The sequence below is a fragment of the Pantoea sp. B_9 genome, from assembly GCF_008632015.1.
Taxonomy (GTDB): domain Bacteria; phylum Pseudomonadota; class Gammaproteobacteria; order Enterobacterales; family Enterobacteriaceae; genus Pantoea; species Pantoea dispersa.
Genome location: NZ_VWVL01000001.1, coordinates 615,323 through 629,055, shown reverse-complemented (window position 1 = coordinate 629,055; position 13,733 = coordinate 615,323). Strand labels below are relative to the sequence as shown.

The following is a 13,733-nucleotide window of genomic DNA, read 5'->3' as shown; positions in this document are numbered from 1 at the left end:
CTCATAATATCGACCAATGACCAAAAAAGTCAATTTAGTGACCTTCGCCGGCGCAGATGTCAACACGGTTAACGAAGCCGTATCCCTGCGGATTAAGCAGTTTCGTAAACAAAGAAAAATTTCTCTCGATGAGTTATCCCGCAAAGCCAGTGTCAGTAAGGGGATGCTGGTTGAGATAGAAGGGTGCAAGGCTAATCCCAGCATTGCGCTGCTATGCCGGCTTGCTGCTGCCATGGGCGTGTCCGTGGCGGATTTTGTTGATGTCAGCGCCAGGCCTGATGTGCACATCATCGCTGATACGGACATCCCCGAACTCTGGACAGGAGACAAAGGGGGAAGCGCCAGGCTGCTGGCCGGCTCGGGTGGACCCGATATGCTTGAGCTGTGGCTGTGGGAAATGCGGCCAGGCGAAAAGTTTGAATCACCCGGGCATACCTCAGGCACGCTGGAGCTACTGCACGTAAAATCCGGAACCCTCACGCTTGGCGTGAAAGAGAGCGTATTTCAGGTAACGGCGGGATTTTCCGTTACAGCCAAAACTGATGTTCCACACTTCTACGCAAACCAGGGAGAAAACACGCTGAACTTTATCATGACGGTAAATGAAAAAGCGTCATAAACGTTTTTCAATGGACGGCCAAAGAAGCCCTGATTTGTGCGCCAATAATCATCCTTTGTTTTCGCTATTCATGTCCGTTTCTGCCACCACGCGGACTGTGTATTCGCCATGAGCGAGGAGCGGATATTAGCGACAAAGAGTCGGGGAATATCACACAGCGGCCAGGTCGATATCGCACATGGCTTGATCTCATAGCCGCTGGCGCCTTATTAAGGTATATAAAATATCCGGATCGCTACCCGAATGGGTCGATGAGGATATCTGACTACACCGTTGGAATAGTACCGCCATCGATGACAAATTCAGTACCGGTGATCGCGGCAGCATAAGAAGATGCGAGGAAGACAATGAGATTAGCTACCTCAATGGGTTGAGAAGGGCGTCCCAGCGGAATACCGCCAAGTGCCTTCATGATGATCTGCTTACCACCTTCGTAATCTGTTCCTGCCTGCTGCGCCAGCCGTTCCGCCATGGCCACTGAAGCTTCGGTTTCGATCCAGCCGGGTGCCACGCGAACCACCCGAACCCCCTGCGACGCAACCTCTTTCGACAGGCTTTTACTGTAGGCTGACAGCGCCGCTTTCGCTGCTGCATAACCCGTGGTTGATTCTGGTAAGGGCAGTTCTCGCTGGATAGAAGTGACATGGATGATCACTCCGTCCCCCTGCTGCAGCATGGCAGGCAACAACGCACGATCTAAACGTACCGCGGGCAACAGATTAAGATTGAGCTCCTGTTGCCACTCCTCTTCACCCAATGCTGCAAAGCCACCACCGGGTGCGGTAGAACCGCCGGCCACATGAACAATGATGTCGACGCCTCCCAGATGTGTCTGAACGGCTTCCGCGACTGAGTTACACCCTGTAACCGTGGTCAGGTCTGCCGTTACGAAAGCGTCTGCCCTACATTCTGCGGATGCGTGGCGTGCGGTTGTTAATACTGTTGCACCCAGCTGTTTGAATAGCCCAACTACCGCTTTACCCACACCTTTGGTACCCGCAGTGACCAATATGCGTTTACCGTGGAAATCGAGATCACATGGCATTGGAGAATCTCCGGTCTGTTGAAGTGGCAGTACAATAATCAGTAATGCTGGCAATATCGCCACCCTTGCTGAGCGCGAAGTCGTCATAAATAGCGAGCGGTAATATGAATGGCATAGACCTGTACTCCCTTTGTTTACAGTACGGTCATATTCCACATAGACTGTTAAATTGACAAGTACGCACAAAAAAGTGAGTTACTGAATGATGAGTAAGTTATACAGTCCGGAATCAGCCGCAAGCGGAGTGGAGCAGGTTGTTCAACTGCTGGAAGGGCGCTGGAAATTAATCATCCTTTTTCATCTGTTCGACGGCAAAGTACAGCGCTATTCAGATTTTGAAAAATTAATTCCCGGTATTTCGCAGAAGATGCTGGCGCAACAACTGAGACAGCTGGAAGCCGACGGTATAGTGTCGCGGATGGTGTATCCTCAGGTGCCACCGAAAGTGGAATATCGACTCACTGAATGGGGACAGGCACTTTGTCCTGCTCTTGATGCCATGCTGAAATGGGCGGAAAAACGCCCGACTTAACCGGCCAGGACGCTGAGCCTGATCAAATTTAACCTGTTCAGGCTGGTGTTTAGGGTATAAAGCGTGCTTTTATTCGTAGTGACTGAGAATTTCATAAAATTAAATTTAACGTCCCTGTTATGAACCCGTGATTGCCCCGCGATAAAATAGTAAGAAAACGTGGTTTATAAACGGTAAGTTCAGGAGGTTTCTTTGCAGGCAGATACGACACGACTTCATCTACGAACGGTAATTGAATCTGACGCTGATGATCTTTTCAGAATTTATGGCGACCCTGCTACAAATACCTTCAACCCCGCAGGTCCGTATCCCGATATTGATTATGCACGTCAGGTGTTGGCTCGCTGGCTTCAGCACTGGGAAACGTACGGTTTCGGTAATTGGGCTATCGCGCTGACGGACAATCCGGGGAGAGTCATTGGTTTTGGCGGACTCAGCATCAGGAGCTATGCCGATTTATCAATCAATAACCTTGGATATCGCTTCTCTACAGAGGCATGGGGAAAAGGGCTGGCGACAGAGTTTGCTAAGTATACGGTCGACTATGGTTTTGGTGAAATAAAGTTGGCTGAAATATCTGCTGTAGTACGGGCAAATCATCTGGCCTCGCAAAAAGTTCTGACCAGGGCAGGATTGCAGTACTTACGAGAAATTCATGATGTGAAAAGTGCGCCCCCAAGCTTGCTTTTCACCTTGACTCAGGACAAGTGGAATAAAAAATAAATATGCGGGGCACACTGTCTCCCGCCGGATAACATCAATTTCCGCTGTGCTCTAAAATTAATGCTGCGAATCCGGTAACGCTCTACCTTAAAGTGCAGCGAGTATCGCGGCTTCCATTTTCTCCGGGGGCGTGATCGGTGCAAAGCGTTTCAGCGGTTTGCCGTCGCGTCCGATGAGAAACTTGGTGAAATTCCATTTAATCCGTCCGCCCAGCATGCCGGGGAGTTCCGCTTTCAGATAGCGAAATAGCGGATGCGCTGCGCTGCCGTTAACCTCGACTTTGCCGAACATCGGGAAGCTCACCCCGTAATTAACATGACAGGTTTGTGAGATGTCATCAGCGTTTCCCGGTTCCTGCTTACCGAATTGATTGCAGGGATAGCCAAGCACCACCAGACCCTGCGCGGCATATTTCTGATAGAGCGCTTCAAGGCCGGCGTACTGGGGCGTGAAGCCGCAATGACTGGCGGTATTCACCACCAGAACCACCTTGCCTTCATAATCGGCCATAGAGATAGGTTGACCGGTCAGGCTGGTGGCCGAAAACTGATAAAAAGGGGTCATGTCAGTGTCCTCAAAACAGCACAGGTTCGATGTTGATGTTGCCACGCGGGCCCAATAGCGGGGTTCATAGCCTGGTGCGCACAGCATAACTTTCTGCGCGCCGTTGTCACAATAACACTGACATCTAACCTTGCAGACAGAGCCTGATCGCCGGCACAAAACTCTGTCTGCCAGTCTCACTCAGACGCCTCTGCCATCAGTGCCGCCTGCACAGCAGGGCGCGCATTGATCCGTACCATATACGCCAGTAGCGCAGGCCAGCGATTCACCGTCAGTTTGGACTGGTGTGTTCGCCATCCGGTCAGTCTTCTGTTGCCGCGCAGTCACTGCTGACGACGCTGCGTAAAGAAAGATAAACCACGGTCCGGAGGTCACTTCATCGGCTGGCTAACCGTCAGTTTCATAATGAAGGGCCTCGGCGCAATCTGTCAGCCGCATGAAAACCGGGAGGTTAATAAAAATCCGTGGCATCCATGTGTTATGCCATCAGGGCGCAATGACCGCCGACATCTGCTTCAATACTTCGTCACGTGCTCTCAGGCCGGCGTTCGGTGTTAACACCTGTTCATCCTGAATCAGTTTGGCAAAAACAATTTTTTTCCTGCCTTTGGTCGCCCAGCCGACATACCAGCCATAGGCATGGTGCGGATCGTATTGATTATTTTTCCCCGGTGAGCCGGTTCCTGTTTTGCCGTGCACCGTCCAGCCTTTAACGCTGACGTCGTAGCGGGTAATATTATCTGTCATGTCATAGGCATGCTTGTTTACGCGCAGCTCACGGTTAACGACTTTCCTTAAAAAGCCAATCTGCTGAACCGGTGAGATCTGCAGGGATGACATAACCCACACCCCATTCTGACCGGGGGCGCTGACGTCAACGACGGAAACATCTTCGTTTCCGTAAGCAAACGCCTTTACATAGTCTTCAAAGCGATGTTGCCCGATTTTTTTAACAACCTGCTGCGAATACCAGAAGACCGAATATTTTAGCCACGCCGTAGGATCGATTTTATTCATCCAGTTTTTACCGCCCCAGTCCGGGTATCCTTGTTGGTAATCCCAGGCGGGTTCCTTTTCATTTTTCAGCACGCCGGCATCAAATCCCATCAGGCTGATGGCTATTTTAAAGGTGGATGCGGGTGTGACTTCTCTACTGCAGTCGTTGCCACTCTCCAGCAAGACTTTGCCTGATTCAGCGTCAACAATCAGGGTACACAGGTTTTTGGCGAATGCCTGCTGTGAAAATAATATCGCAGCAAAAGAGGCCATAACGGCTAGGCGGGTTTTCATTGATGATTGAATCCAAAGTTAAATGCTAACGTAATTTACACCCTGAGAAAGGGCACTGAGCGCGGTCAGGCCGTGCATAAAGAGACTGGTCACGCCACATCCCTTTATCATCTGCAAATTATCGCGTCCGGTGTGCTTATTAATAACCCTGAGCGGGGGTAAATAAAAACGATTTAATCTGCGCCTGTTTTTTAGGAAAACTAAACGATGCGAAACCGTATTTCCGGATGACAAACGGCGCGAAAAAGACGCTATTGCGATCTGCACACCTGCGGCATTTTTCGCCTCGACGGCGATATAAGCGGTAATTAATGGATTGTAGTCCTGCGCCTACACAATCGGTAAGCACATCCGATGGTCAGGGATATTAATACGTGACAAACTTATCCTCAGTTCACGGCAATCCTCTGCCAGGCATAATGAGAATGTATTTTCAGGAGTGGTTATGCAGCCGGTTAAACGTTGGCAACGCGATGTCTGTCATTTAAATACCCGGGCGTTAACCTGGGTGGCGGCGGGCGCATTTTGCGCGGGCTGCTGGTTATTGATCAGCGTGCTGGTGCTAACCCTGTAACGCGTAGCCAGTGCGAAGAGAATTAGCGCCAGCCGGAAGGGAGTCCGCACCAGGGCGTCAGGGATGAAATTATTGTAGTGGTTGGGGGCGCGTTGCCCCCTTTTTTTGCCTGCAGACAGGGGTAATGCAATGCGCAGCCCGTGCGATTACGGCCCGAGACGCAGCGTTTCGGCGCGTTTTGCTGTCTCGTAAACGTATTGCAGCATCGGTTCTAAATCGGCATCCGGTCCGGCGCTGATAATTTTGCCGCGCAGCCATTCAATTTCACTGGTGATATCAGGATGAAAGATGGTGTTGTTTTGCGCGTTGCGTAACCACTTCAGCAAAAAGTTATTTTTCCCGCGTACGCCGCCGGATTTCTTGCTGTTCACATAGAGTTTTAACGCAACCAGAATGCAGTAATAGAAATGGACGCGCTGACTATAATTCTGCAACATCTCTTGGCTCTTCATCTGCCGTTTTTCACGCCCGCCAGTGTGCATTGATGTGAAAAGCAGGTCAAACACAATTGGCCGCGCGCCTGTCACAATTGCGAGCGCAACCAACATTTTAAGAATTTCTTTAGCAGCAGATAAATTGTGCCCGTCAGCAGCTGGATGCTTTACCGGGCAGAATAGCCTGTGATTATTTGTTAATAATCACAAAAAAGCACAGCCGTATCTGATAATTAGATAGATCCGATTCTCTAAATGAATTTCCCCTCTGCATCGCCATCTGCAACTCTGTTCTCCGCGCTGGCCACCCTTGCGTTTTACCGGCCGGTGAAATTTTTATTTGCATCAACATGGCTGTCATAAACAGGAGGTGAATTATGACAAAACCTGCTCTGGCGTTCGCTGCGGCCTTACTGGCGCTCAATGCCACCGCATCCGTTGCGGCTCAGCCGCATCACGTTTATACCAATAAAGATTTCTATAAAAATGGCGTCTTCCAGAAAGAGGTAGCGAAAGATGCAATAGCGCAACTGCTCGCCTCTTATGGTCATACGCTGACGCCGGCCATGCGCCAGCAGCTGTGGGTCAATGATTTCGGGCTGGGCGATTATCAGCATGTTGGCCTGGCCAGCATCACCTGGGTCAATAATCTGGATTACGGTTATTACGCTATGACCATGTATCTGCTGCCGAACCAGATGATTCCGGAGCATCGACACATGCCGATTAGCGCGCCGCCGGCACGTCCGGCAAAACATGAATCATGGCGCGTCCTCGATGGCTGGGTATATAACTTCTCAGAAATTGGCGCCGCATCAGCGGATATTCCGCCGACGCCGAAAAGTTTTGGTCCGGTGCAAAGCCACAATGTCGTCATTCAGCATCAGGGCGAAACGCTGTCGCTGAAAAAACTGGAAAGCTATCATTTCCTGATGGCCAACAGTAAAGGGGCGATTGTGGATGAATATGGCAACTGGCAGGATCGCCGTGGCTGGTTCAGCTCCAATCCTAAAGTCGCCCCTACGCCGTAAACCGTGCCCTGCGAGAGATAGTCGATGTGATTTCCCTGTAGCCACCGGAGGCGTTCGCGCCTCCTTTTTAATTAATGGCCTTTACCGGGATGCGCAGAGAGCCGCTCAGCCGCGGCGATTTACCCGGTGCAGACGAATACCACGCTGTTTCATCTCCTCAACGGCAGCACAGGGGCAATCGTCATCGGTGATCACGCCGTCCAGCTGCTGCAGCTTACACACGGAATACACGCTGTAACGACCATATTTGCTGCTGTCAGCCACCAGATAACGCTGCGCTGAGGCGGCCAGCACCGCCTGATTCACCAGCAAGGTGTCTTCGTCGGGTGTCGAGAGGCCGTGCGTGACATCCCACGCGCTGGCGTTGAGGAAAGCCAGATCAATATTGAACGCGGCAAGGGCGGTCGCCGCCATGGCACCCACGCTGGCAATATGCCGTTTATCGACTTTGCCACCCGTATGAAATAGCGTGATGTGGCTGTGACGCATCAGCCAGGCGGCAATCGTAAAGTCGTTAGTCAGCACGGTGAGACTTGCCTGATCGCCTAACGCACGCGCAATTTCATAGCTGGTGGTACCGGCATCGAGGTAGACCACCTGGCCATCCTGTACCAGCGATGCGGCATAACGGCCAAGGCTTTGTTTGGCGTGCACGTTCAGCTGTGCCTTATCCACATACGGCAATGCCTGATGGACCACGGCAGGCAACCTGGCGCCGCCGTGTATGCCGACCACCAGGCCGGCGTCCTGCAGGAATTTAATATCGCGGCGGATGGTCATCGCCGACACCGCCATCAGCGTGGCCAGTTCGTGAATGGTGGCCGATCGTTTCGCAAACAGGTAGCGATAAATAGCGTCTTTTCGGTCTTCGGGCAGCATGATGAGCTCGGGGTTAAAAGTGACGTTTTGCCTGCCATGCCACGCGCGCATAGCGTCCGGTACGGCAGCTTCGCTATGATAGCTCATCTGAAGTTGAATCAGATTCAACGTGGCAATGAGTCAGGAGATACGAAAATGCCCGCCCTGCAACGTAATGAACTGGCCGATCTGAATGTTTTTCTGCTGATTTGCCGGCGCAAGAGTTTCCGCCTCGCCGCGCTGGAACTGGGGGTCACCACGTCGGCCATCAGCCACACGTTGCGCAGTCTTGAAGCGCGTCTTGGCGTGCGCCTGCTCAACCGCACCAGCCGGGCGGTGGTGCCGACGGACGCCGGTGCCGCTTTTTTGCGCCATCTGGAAACCGGCTTTGCGCAGATTGAGCTGGCGCTGAACGATCTGCACCTGTACCGCGAATCACCCAGCGGCCGCCTGCGGCTGAACATCCCGCGTGATGCCGGGCAGCTGCTGTTTCGGCCGATCCTGGCGCGCTTTATGGCGACCTATCCGGAGCTCAGTCTGGAAATTACGGTGGATAACAATCTGGTGGATATCATCGGCAGCGGCTATGACGCCGGGATCCGCTACGGCGCCAGCGTACCGAAAGATATGATCGCCATGCCGCTGACGCCCAAACTGCGCTGGATTGTGGTGGCGTCCCCCGATTACCTGCGCGACGCGCCGCCGCTGCAGCATCCGGACGATCTGCGCAACCATCGCTGTATTCGCATGCGTCTTGGCAATGGCACGCTGTATAAGTGGCCGCTGGCGCAGGGCGAGGTGGCGTATGAGGTCGATGTGCCGGGTACGCTGACGCTCAATGAGAGCGACATGATTATTGATGCGGTCGCCGGCGGTTACGGTCTCGGCTACTGCCCGGAGCGCTACGTACAGGCGCAGCTGGCGAGCGGGCAGCTGGTGCGCGTGCTGACGGACTGGTGCAGCGAAGACGAACCGCTGGTGATGTATTACCCCGACCGTCGCCAGCTGCACCCGGGTTTACGCCGGCTGATTGAGATGATCCGCGCCGAAACGATGCGCTAACGCTGGATGCGTGCGGCGTAAATAATAAACGTCACCACGCCAAAAATTTCCAGCTCCTCCTCTTCACGCAGCCGGATGGGCTGATAGCGCGGATTCATCGGCATCAGCTGTACGCAGGGATGCGTCTGCAGCCGCTTGACGGTGAACTCGCCGTTAATGGCGGCGATCACGATGTCGTCGTGCCGGGCATTGAGTGAGCTGTCGACCACCAGCAGGTCGCCTTCGCGGATATTGGCATCGCGCATCGAGTCGCCTTCGACGCGCACAAAATAGGTGGCGCTCGGGCGGGTCACCAGCAGCTCATTGAGATCAATCTGGCGCTCGATGTAGTCCTGAGCGGGCGAGGGGAAACCGCCGTGCACCGCGTCAAGGAATAGCGGGCGGGAGCGCGAAGGCGGTGAAAGCTGTGGCAAAAAGAAACGCGTCATAGCGAATATTCCATAGATACTGTTTTTATATACAGTATCAGGCGATTTTTGCTATGATCAAGTCTGCCCGCGGTAAAAAAAGCGAAGCGTATGAAAAACAGCAGAATTCAGTTTTTTGCCGCGCAAACCGCTGAAAAGTGCACTCTTCGCTAAGCACTCTGTGCGCCCGTCTGGCGAAACTTCAATTGTTGTCTACACTTAATGTTGCCGATGTTCGTAGTGCGGTTGCAGTGTTGATGAAAATTTCGTTTAGTTCTGGAGCGTTACCCTTTCGATTCCCGTGTTTACGGAAAAACCTCCTCACTTCCTGCCTGCGAACAGACTGCCCGTTTACGTTCAGATACAGGAGGAGACGTGACCCCTGCGGTTAATGAGAACAGCACCCTGCCGTCGCTAAGTGGCGGACTTTACGCCTTCTTTTTTGATGTTGACGGCACGCTGGCCGCGCTTCAGTCGCAGCCCGAGTCGGTTTCCATCCCCGCATCGGTGCGCCAGCATCTGCAACAAATTTCTAATTTAAGTCACGGCGCGCTGGCGCTGGTTTCCGGCCGTCCGATCAGCCAGCTGGATGAGCTGGTCGCGCCGCTGGAAGCCCCGGCGGCGGGCGTGCACGGCGCTGAGCGCCGCGATGCCAGCGGACATCTGCATCGTCAGTCGCTGCCCGATGAGGTGGCGCAAACGCTGCAGGTTGAACTGCAGCAGACCCTTGACCAGTGGCCCGGTACGCTGCTGGAAGTGAAAGGCATGGCCTTTGCGCTGCACTACCGCAACGCGCCAGAGTATGAAAACGCCATCATGCAGCTGGCCGAAGAGGCGGTAACCCGCTTTCCGGCGCTGGCGCTGCAGCCAGGTAAATGCGTGGTGGAACTGAAACCGCAGGGCATCGATAAAGGTGCTGCGGTACGCGAATTTATGCAGGAAGCGCCATTTACCGGTCGCATTCCGGTATTTGTGGGCGACGATCTGACCGATGAGAAAGGCTTTCTTGCAGTCAATGCCATGCACGGCATCTCGGTCAAGGTCGGTGAAGGTCCAAGCCAGGCGCGCTATCGTCTGCCCGATGTGGCAGCGGTCTGGCACTGGCTGGAACAACTATTATTACAACTAGAACATGACAACGTCGGTAAGGAGTTTAGGTTATGAGTCGTTTAGTCGTCGTATCTAACCGTATCGCTATTCCTGATGGAAGCAAAACCAACGCAGGCGGTCTCGCCGTCGGCATTCTGGATGCGCTGCAGACCACCGGAGGATTGTGGTTTGGCTGGAACGGAGAGATCAGTGAGTTTTCCGGTGAAGAAGATGAGGAACTTACCCAGATCGAACAAGACGGCATTACCTATGCCTCATTCCCCCTCAATCAAAACGATTACGATCAGTACTACTGCCAGTTTTCGAATACGGTGATCTGGCCCGCGTTCCACTATCGCCTCGATCTGGTGCAGTATCAGCGTGAAGCCTGGGAAGGCTACTGCCGCGTGAATACCCTGCTGGCGCAGCGGCTGAAACCGCTGATCAAGCCGGACGATATCCTGTGGATCCACGATTACCACCTGCTGCCGTTTGCCGCTGAACTGCGTAAACAGGGCATTAATAACCGAATCGGATTCTTTCTGCATATCCCGTTCCCGACGCCGGAAATTTTCAATGCGCTGCCGCCGCATCAGGAACTGCTGGAAATGCTGTGTGAATACGATCTGCTGGGTTTCCAGACAGAATCCGATCGCGTGGCGTTTCTCGACAGCCTGAGCCAGCTGACGCAGCTGCAGAATAAAGGCGAGAAGAAGCATCGCGCCTTTGGCAATACCTTTATGACCGAGGTTTACCCTATCGGTATCGAGCCGGACAGCATTAAAGAGATGGCGGAAGGGCCGCTGCCACCGAAGATGGCCGCGATGAAGCGTGAGCTGGGCGATTTGCAGAATATTATCGCCTGTGAGCGTCTCGACTATTCCAAAGGCTTGCCGGAGCGTTTCCTTGCCTATGAAGCGCTGCTGGAAAACTTCCCGCAGCATCGCGGCAAAATCCGTTACTCACAGATTGCGCCGACCTCGCGCGGCGACGTGCAGGCCTATCAGGATATTCGTCACCAGCTGGAGACGGAAGCGGGGCGCATTAACGGTAAATACGGCACGCTGGGCTGGACGCCGCTCTATTATCTCAACCAGCATTTTGACCGCCGTCTGCTGATGAAGATTTTCCGCCTGACCGACGTGGGGCTGGTTACGCCGCTGCGTGACGGCATGAACCTGGTGGCGAAAGAGTATGTCGCGGCGCAGGATCCGGACGATCCGGGCGTGCTGGTGCTGTCGCGCTTTGCCGGAGCGGCTAACGAGCTAACTTCTGCGCTAATCGTTAACCCGTACGATCGTGATGATGTGGCGGCGGCGCTGGACCGCGCGCTGACCATGCCGCGCACCGAGCGTATCTCGCGCTATAACGACATGATGGCCGTGCTGCGTAAGCAGGACATTTCGCACTGGCGCGAAAGCTTCCTGAACGATCTGAACACGCTGCCGGCACGCAGCGCCAGCCACGGTAGCGATAACAAGGTCGCGACGTTTCAGAAGCTGGCGTAATTAGCTCCGCAAGGCGCGATTTTCCCCTCAGGCAATGCCTCTCCCGTACGCGGGAGAGGTATCCGTCAGACGACGCAGGCAGGACCGTGCTGCGCAGCGTTTTCACGCGATATCCTCACCGAATGAAATCGATTTCATTTTGTTAAGCGCTAACCCGCTGACCCGGCACCAAAAAACGCACGAATTGGTTAAAATTAAGCCAGTTAAGCACTGAAACGCTGAATTTTTCCTTCCGACCCTAAAGATTTGGCTGGCCAGGCCGATAGTTCTAATACATCAGTGTGTTAGTTAGTCAATTCATTCATATCGCTAATGTAACGTGCTGTTACATCCCTTGTGACTCGCTAAACCCTCCCTACAAACTCTTTACACACCACAAGCGCGCTGCATCCACTCTTCACGCTTCGCTAGCACAGCGCCATTAGTCCTGCTTGGCAATATTCCCTGTAAGTGATTAATTTAAAAGCGAATAATTACGGCGATTTTTGGTGTTTTATGCTGCATTTTTGGTTTATTTCGGGGTCTTGTCTTTGCCTAAAGCCAACGTAGCAGATAAAAGATCGTCCCATGGCGGCGATCTGCGACACACTTCAAAATTCAGACTTTTCCTGTGAAATATTAGCGAAACGTTTCAAAATTGCTTAAAAAAAGAACAACAGAAAAGCATTACTGAAGCTTCACTTGAAAAATTTGCCTTAAAAGTGTGACGCAGATCACACTTTATCTAAAATTTCATACCAATCACGTTGTATGTCGAAATCAGACGATATAGATTTGCCTTGTTTTCGGATTAGTCTTAAAAAACTGTAAGCAGACGTCACGGAAGATGGTTACAACTCAAGAAAAGATTGGCCTGGAGTTTTGACTACTACTGATCAATATCCCGGTGGGAAGTGAAACAGTTCAGTACGCGTTGGCTTATGCCTGATTATTTTTTGCCATCTTTAGATTTACCAACCAGCAACCCGAACCATAGAACACTTAATTCTGTGGCCGTATATATGTCGCGTCTATCAGGATGGAAAAAAATGGGTACATCAGAATTACTAAAACACATATATGACATCAATCTGTCATATTTATTGCTTGCACAGCGTTTGATAAACCAGGAAAAAGCTTCAGCAATGTTTCGTTTAGGTATCGATGAGCCAATGGCGGATGCATTGCAGCAATTGACTTTACCTGAGATGGTAAAATTAGCGGAAACCAATCAACTGGTTTGCCAGTTCCGCTTTACCGATCACAATCTTATTAACCGTTTAACGCAGGAATCACGTGTGGATGATTTGCAGCAAATCCACACCGGTATTTTATTATCCAGCCGTTTATTGCGCAGCGCATCGAAAGATGATGTCTCTGCTAAAAAGAGGGCGGTGTAATGACCGAAAAAAGTATCGTTCAGGAAGCGCGTGATATTCAGCTGGCAATGGAGCTGATTACATTGGGCGCACGACTGCAGATGCTGGAAAGTGAAACCCAGCTGAGCCGCGGTCGCCTGATTAAACTGTACAAAGAACTGCGTGGTGCCCCACCACCGAAAGGCATGCTGCCATTCTCTACCGACTGGTTCATGACCTGGGAACAAAATATTCATGCGTCGATGTTCTGCAACGCCTGGCAGTTTCTGCTGAAAACCCGGCTGAGCAGTGGCGTAGAGGCGGTTATCAAAGCGTATCGCCTGTATCTTGAGCAGTGTCCGCAATCGGACGAGGGCCCGCTGTTGGCGCTGACCCGCGCCTGGACCTTGGTGCGATTTGTTGAAAGTGGCATGCTGGAATTGTCTGACTGTAAATGCTGTGGCGGAAGCTTCATCAACCACGCGCATCAGCCGCCGGGCAGCTTTGTTTGCAGCCTGTGCCAGCCGCCATCACGTGCCGTAAAAAGACGTAAACTTTCTGCAGATTCTGCCGATACCTTTCCACAACTGCTGGATGAACAGGTTAAACGCGCCGTTTAAGTTTGTTCGCATCGTGGAAAGCATCCAGCAGCGGTTAATA

The 13,733-nt window shown here is 52.4% G+C and carries 15 protein-coding genes and 1 pseudogene; 9 read left to right on the top strand and 7 right to left on the bottom strand.

The annotated features are described in order from the left end of the window. The first annotated feature begins 16 nt into the window (after window positions 1–16). Entirely contained in the window at window positions 17–619 is a 603-nt protein-coding gene (locus tag F3I21_RS02975) for a helix-turn-helix transcriptional regulator (protein WP_059010376.1), read from the top strand. 265 nt (window positions 620–884) lie between these two features. Here F3I21_RS02975 and F3I21_RS02970 read toward each other — a convergent pair whose 3' ends face one another. Then, window positions 885–1,664, bottom strand: a complete 780-nt coding sequence (locus F3I21_RS02970; RefSeq protein WP_150058563.1) for an SDR family oxidoreductase — start codon at window positions 1,662–1,664, stop codon at window positions 885–887. Between the two features lie 205 nt (window positions 1,665–1,869). Between F3I21_RS02970 and F3I21_RS02965 the strand changes: the two genes are divergently transcribed. Both F3I21_RS02965 and F3I21_RS02960 read left to right on the top strand, forming a co-directional pair. Beyond that, window positions 1,870–2,196 (top strand): helix-turn-helix domain-containing protein, encoded by a 327-nt coding sequence (locus F3I21_RS02965; protein ID WP_150058562.1) that lies wholly within the window; start codon window positions 1,870–1,872, stop codon window positions 2,194–2,196. Window positions 2,197–2,388: 192 nt separating this feature from the next. Beyond that, the gene (locus F3I21_RS02960; protein ID WP_136547191.1) at window positions 2,389–2,919 is read left to right on the top strand and encodes a GNAT family N-acetyltransferase; all 531 of its coding nucleotides are present in this window, start codon (window positions 2,389–2,391) and stop codon (window positions 2,917–2,919) included. 87 nt (window positions 2,920–3,006) lie between these two features. Here F3I21_RS02960 and F3I21_RS02955 read toward each other — a convergent pair whose 3' ends face one another. The 4 genes and pseudogenes from F3I21_RS02955 to F3I21_RS02935 all read right to left on the bottom strand — a co-directional run bounded on the left by F3I21_RS02955 (window position 3,007) and on the right by F3I21_RS02935 (window position 5,784). Next, window positions 3,007–3,483: a glutathione peroxidase gene (locus F3I21_RS02955; protein WP_150058561.1), complete on the bottom strand. Its 477-nt coding sequence runs from the start codon at window positions 3,481–3,483 to the stop codon at window positions 3,007–3,009. 176 nt (window positions 3,484–3,659) lie between these two features. After that, a pseudogene (locus F3I21_RS23315) lies at window positions 3,660–3,755 on the bottom strand (glutathione transferase GstA); the annotation flags it as partial. 214 nt (window positions 3,756–3,969) lie between these two features. Continuing rightward, window positions 3,970–4,773: a class D beta-lactamase gene (gene blaOXA, locus F3I21_RS02940; protein ID WP_150058265.1), complete on the bottom strand. Its 804-nt coding sequence runs from the start codon at window positions 4,771–4,773 to the stop codon at window positions 3,970–3,972. Between the two features lie 720 nt (window positions 4,774–5,493). Then, window positions 5,494–5,784, bottom strand: a complete 291-nt coding sequence (locus tag F3I21_RS02935; RefSeq protein WP_031279201.1) for a hypothetical protein — start codon at window positions 5,782–5,784, stop codon at window positions 5,494–5,496. A gap of 374 nt (window positions 5,785–6,158) precedes the next feature. Here F3I21_RS02935 and F3I21_RS02930 point away from each other — a divergent pair, with 374 nt between their 5' ends. Beyond that, the gene (locus F3I21_RS02930) at window positions 6,159–6,812 is read left to right on the top strand and encodes a hypothetical protein (protein ID WP_058769674.1); all 654 of its coding nucleotides are present in this window, start codon (window positions 6,159–6,161) and stop codon (window positions 6,810–6,812) included. A gap of 105 nt (window positions 6,813–6,917) precedes the next feature. On the opposite strand, the gene F3I21_RS02925 is transcribed toward F3I21_RS02930, so the two are convergent. Next, on the bottom strand, window positions 6,918–7,691 hold the full coding sequence (locus F3I21_RS02925) for a DeoR/GlpR family DNA-binding transcription regulator (RefSeq protein WP_150058263.1): 774 nt from the start codon (window positions 7,689–7,691) through the stop codon (window positions 6,918–6,920). 135 nt (window positions 7,692–7,826) lie between these two features. On the opposite strand from F3I21_RS02925, the gene F3I21_RS02920 reads away from it, so the two are divergent. After that, a complete protein-coding gene (locus tag F3I21_RS02920) occupies window positions 7,827–8,732 on the top strand; it encodes a LysR family transcriptional regulator (protein ID WP_059010384.1) in 906 nt (301 codons plus the stop codon). Here F3I21_RS02920 and umuD read toward each other — a convergent pair. After that, window positions 8,729–9,160 carry a translesion error-prone DNA polymerase V autoproteolytic subunit gene (gene umuD / locus F3I21_RS02915; protein ID WP_058757656.1) on the bottom strand — a complete coding sequence of 144 codons (432 nt, stop codon included), beginning with the start codon at window positions 9,158–9,160 and terminating at the stop codon, window positions 8,729–8,731. The two genes, F3I21_RS02920 and umuD, sit on opposite strands and share 4 nt — an antisense overlap. Before the next feature lie 354 nt (window positions 9,161–9,514). Here umuD and otsB point away from each other — a divergent pair, with 354 nt between their 5' ends. From otsB to flhC, 4 genes are all read left to right on the top strand, one after another. Next, window positions 9,515–10,303 (top strand): trehalose-phosphatase, encoded by a 789-nt coding sequence (gene otsB, locus F3I21_RS02910; RefSeq protein ID WP_021506285.1) that lies wholly within the window; start codon window positions 9,515–9,517, stop codon window positions 10,301–10,303. After that, entirely contained in the window at window positions 10,300–11,736 is a 1,437-nt protein-coding gene (gene otsA, locus F3I21_RS02905; protein ID WP_021506284.1) for an alpha,alpha-trehalose-phosphate synthase, read from the top strand. Before otsB ends, otsA begins: the two co-directional genes overlap by 4 nt. Before the next feature lie 1,028 nt (window positions 11,737–12,764). Then, entirely contained in the window at window positions 12,765–13,115 is a 351-nt protein-coding gene (gene flhD, locus F3I21_RS02900; RefSeq protein WP_021506283.1) for a flagellar transcriptional regulator FlhD, read from the top strand. Further along, window positions 13,115–13,693 carry a flagellar transcriptional regulator FlhC gene (gene flhC, locus F3I21_RS02895; protein ID WP_021506282.1) on the top strand — a complete coding sequence of 193 codons (579 nt, stop codon included), beginning with the start codon at window positions 13,115–13,117 and terminating at the stop codon, window positions 13,691–13,693. Before flhD ends, flhC begins: the two co-directional genes overlap by 1 nt. The last annotated feature ends 40 nt before the right edge of the window (window positions 13,694–13,733 follow it).

Coding starts and splice junctions, on each gene's coding strand:
- F3I21_RS02935 (WP_031279201.1), bottom strand. CDS start 5,784: ATGTTGCAGAATTATAGTCAGCGCGTCCATTTCTATTACTGCATTCTG.
- umuD (WP_058757656.1), bottom strand. CDS start 9,160: ATGACGCGTTTCTTTTTGCCACAGCTTTCACCGCCTTCGCGCTCCCGC.
- flhC (WP_021506282.1), top strand. CDS start 13,115: ATGACCGAAAAAAGTATCGTTCAGGAAGCGCGTGATATTCAGCTGGCA.
- F3I21_RS02920 (WP_059010384.1), top strand. CDS start 7,827: ATGCCCGCCCTGCAACGTAATGAACTGGCCGATCTGAATGTTTTTCTG.
- otsA (WP_021506284.1), top strand. CDS start 10,300: ATGAGTCGTTTAGTCGTCGTATCTAACCGTATCGCTATTCCTGATGGA.
- blaOXA (WP_150058265.1), bottom strand. CDS start 4,773: ATGAAAACCCGCCTAGCCGTTATGGCCTCTTTTGCTGCGATATTATTT.
- F3I21_RS02930 (WP_058769674.1), top strand. CDS start 6,159: ATGACAAAACCTGCTCTGGCGTTCGCTGCGGCCTTACTGGCGCTCAAT.
- F3I21_RS02970 (WP_150058563.1), bottom strand. CDS start 1,664: ATGCCATGTGATCTCGATTTCCACGGTAAACGCATATTGGTCACTGCG.
- F3I21_RS02975 (WP_059010376.1), top strand. CDS start 17: ATGACCAAAAAAGTCAATTTAGTGACCTTCGCCGGCGCAGATGTCAAC.
- F3I21_RS02955 (WP_150058561.1), bottom strand. CDS start 3,483: ATGACCCCTTTTTATCAGTTTTCGGCCACCAGCCTGACCGGTCAACCT.
- flhD (WP_021506283.1), top strand. CDS start 12,765: ATGGGTACATCAGAATTACTAAAACACATATATGACATCAATCTGTCA.
- F3I21_RS02925 (WP_150058263.1), bottom strand. CDS start 7,691: ATGCTGCCCGAAGACCGAAAAGACGCTATTTATCGCTACCTGTTTGCG.
- F3I21_RS02965 (WP_150058562.1), top strand. CDS start 1,870: ATGAGTAAGTTATACAGTCCGGAATCAGCCGCAAGCGGAGTGGAGCAG.